Source organism: Leisingera sp. F5 (assembly GCF_001593695.1).
Genome location: NZ_LUKH01000452.1, coordinates 1 through 2417, shown reverse-complemented (window position 1 = coordinate 2417; position 2417 = coordinate 1). Strand labels below are relative to the sequence as shown.

The window sequence follows — 2417 nt, the reverse complement described above, 5'->3', positions numbered from 1 at the left end:
CGGGTTCACTACCTTCCCGATCTTTTCGGTCTCCGCCGCGCACGCCAACGACTTTGCGACATCGGAAGAGCGGGTGGAGCTGGCCGCAGCGCTGATGTTCTTCTTTGCTTTGGGCGCCATCGCCAGCCCCTATGTCTCCTCAGCGTTGATCAGCTTTTACGGACCCCCTGCCCTGTTTGCCTATGTGGCCTGCGGCCATGTGCTGCTGATCGCCTTCGGACTCAGCCGGATGAAAGTGCGCCCGACCCCCGAAGAACGCACCAATTATGTCTATGCGCCGCGCACCTCCTTCACTATCGGCCGCCTGCTGAAACGCTCGCGCGGGAGGCAGTGAAACAGGTCAGCATCTCTGCCTGATTGTTTCGCGCGCGAAACATTCCGGCAGCAGCATTGACCCTTTAAGGATCTGTTTACGCTTAAGAAAAAGGGGCCGGAAAACTCCGGCCCCTTTTGATGTTCCAGGAAGCTGGCTAATCAGCTCTCAGCCGCGCTGCCTTCTGCCGCCGGACCTGCCGCAGCGCCATTCAGCAGCGGCACATTAGAACCTTCAACCGCCTCCGGCTCAACGCCCAGCGCCTGGCTGGCAACACCGCTGACACCGTTTTCCATCGACAGGCCCAGCTCCTCGCCCAGCTTTTTCAGCGCGGGCATCTGCACCGCCATGCCCATGATCGAGTCGAGTGCCTGATTCACCGGGGCCTTGCCCTCGGATGACCCGGTGCCGCCATTGCCCCCGGCACCGTTCAGGCCGGAAACCTGGTGGATACGGATCGAGTCGATCTTTTCGGCGGGCTTGACCGCCTCGGCCAAAATGCGGGGCAGGGCTTCGATGCGGGCAAGGTCGACACGCATGGAGACCAGCGCATCCGACAGGGCGTTTTCCGCGTCGTTCAGGGCGCGCGTCCCCTCGGCCTGGGCCAGCATGTCCAGCTTACGGGCTTCGGCGGTGGTGGTGATCGCGTCGGCCTCGGCCTGGGCCTCTTCGCGGCGGGCCTCGGCGCGGTCGGCGGCGGCATCCTTTTCCGCCTGGGCGGCAAGGCGGATGGCGGTGGCTTCGCGTTCCGCCTCACGCGCGGCCTCGATCAGGGCGATCTGCTTGATACGCTCGGCCTCGGCCACTTCCTTGGCGGTGGTCACCGCCTCCATCGCCTTGGTTGCCTCGGCGCGGGCAAGGTCGGCGCTGGCGCGGGCGCGGCTTTCTTCCTCGGACTTCTGGGCGATGATGATCTGGCGTTCCTGCTCGGCCACTTCGAGCTCGCGTTCCTTGGCAATCTCGGCTTCGCGGATCTTGCGTTCGCGTTCGATCTCGGCCCCGCGCACCGATTCCTCGCGGGCAATCCGTGAGCGCTCGGTTTCCCGCTTCGAATCCTCGGTACGGGCGGCGATTTCGGCCTCTTGCGCCATGCGCATGGTCTGGATCCGCTGCACCTGTTCGATGCGGGCCTGTTCCTCGTCCTGTTCGATTGCGATCTTGTGGCGCTCGGCCTCCATTTGGGACCGGCGCACGGCAACGTCGGCCTCGGCCTCGATGTTGGCGCGTTCCTTGCGCGAGGTCGAAATCACCTCGGCCAGGCGGCGCATACCCACGGCGTTGAAAGCGTTGTTTTCGTCCAGCGCCTCGAAGGGCGTCTGGTCCAGCGCGGTCAGCGAAACCGATTCCAGCGACAGGCCGTTCTTGGTCAGGTCCTCGGAAACGGTGTTCTGCACCTCTTGCACAAAATCGGCGCGGTTTTCATGCAGGCTGTCCATCGTCATCTGGGCGGCCACGGCGCGCAGGGCGTCGATCAGCTTGCCCTCGATCATCTCGCGCAGTTGGCTGATGTCGAAGGTGCGGTCGCCCAGTGTCTGGGCGGCGCGGGCGATGCCCTCTTCTGTTGGCATGACAGAGACATAGAATTCCACACCCACGTCGACACGCATCCGGTCCTGGGTGATCAGCGCGGCGTCGCCGTCCCGCTTCACTTCCAGGCGCAGGGTTTTCATGTTGACGGGGCTGACCTCATGCAGCAGCGGCACAACAATAGTGCCCCCGTCCATGATGACCTTTTTGCCGCCAGCACCGGTTTTCACCAGGCTGATTTCACGGGTGGCCCGGCGGTAGAGACGGCCCAGAACCAGGCCGAAGATGAGAAGAAAGATAAGAATGCTCGCCACGACGATGAGCAGGAATTGAAATTCCATGCGGAATACTCCCTTGGATAATTGGATTTGTAAGTTTTGGTTTCGGTTGTTCGGACAAGTCAGTCCGAGAGAGGGATCAGCACAAACCGGTCCTTGCGGCGGTCGCGCATCACCAGCACTTCGGTGCCCTGGTACAGCTCCTCGCCCGCAGCAAAAGGTTCGGCGCGCAGGTAATGGGCATTGCCATAGCCATCAGTGACCCGCACCTCGGCAGGGCGGCCCTGCGCGGCGGTGCC

At 63.1% G+C, this 2417-nt stretch carries 2 protein-coding genes and 1 pseudogene; 1 reads left to right on the top strand and 2 read right to left on the bottom strand.

The features are described from left to right. Positions 1 to 334, top strand: a pseudogene (locus A2I95_RS31760) (hypothetical protein); the annotation flags it as partial. A gap of 140 nt (positions 335 to 474) precedes the next feature. Here A2I95_RS31760 and A2I95_RS31755 read toward each other — a convergent pair. Then, complete coding sequence (locus A2I95_RS31755) at positions 475 to 2181, bottom strand: flotillin domain-containing protein (protein WP_291736234.1); 1707 nt, start codon at positions 2179 to 2181, stop codon at positions 475 to 477. Between the two features lie 59 nt (positions 2182 to 2240). Next, positions 2241 to 2417, bottom strand: a 177-nt coding sequence (locus A2I95_RS31750) for an OB-fold-containig protein (protein ID WP_291736235.1), incomplete at its 5' end; no start/stop codon positions are given.

What these genes read in the sequence shown, in the direction of transcription:
- A2I95_RS31755 (WP_291736234.1), bottom strand. Translation starts at nt 2,181, where the DNA reads ATGGAATTTCAATTCCTGCTCATCGTCGTGGCGAGCATTCTTATCTTT.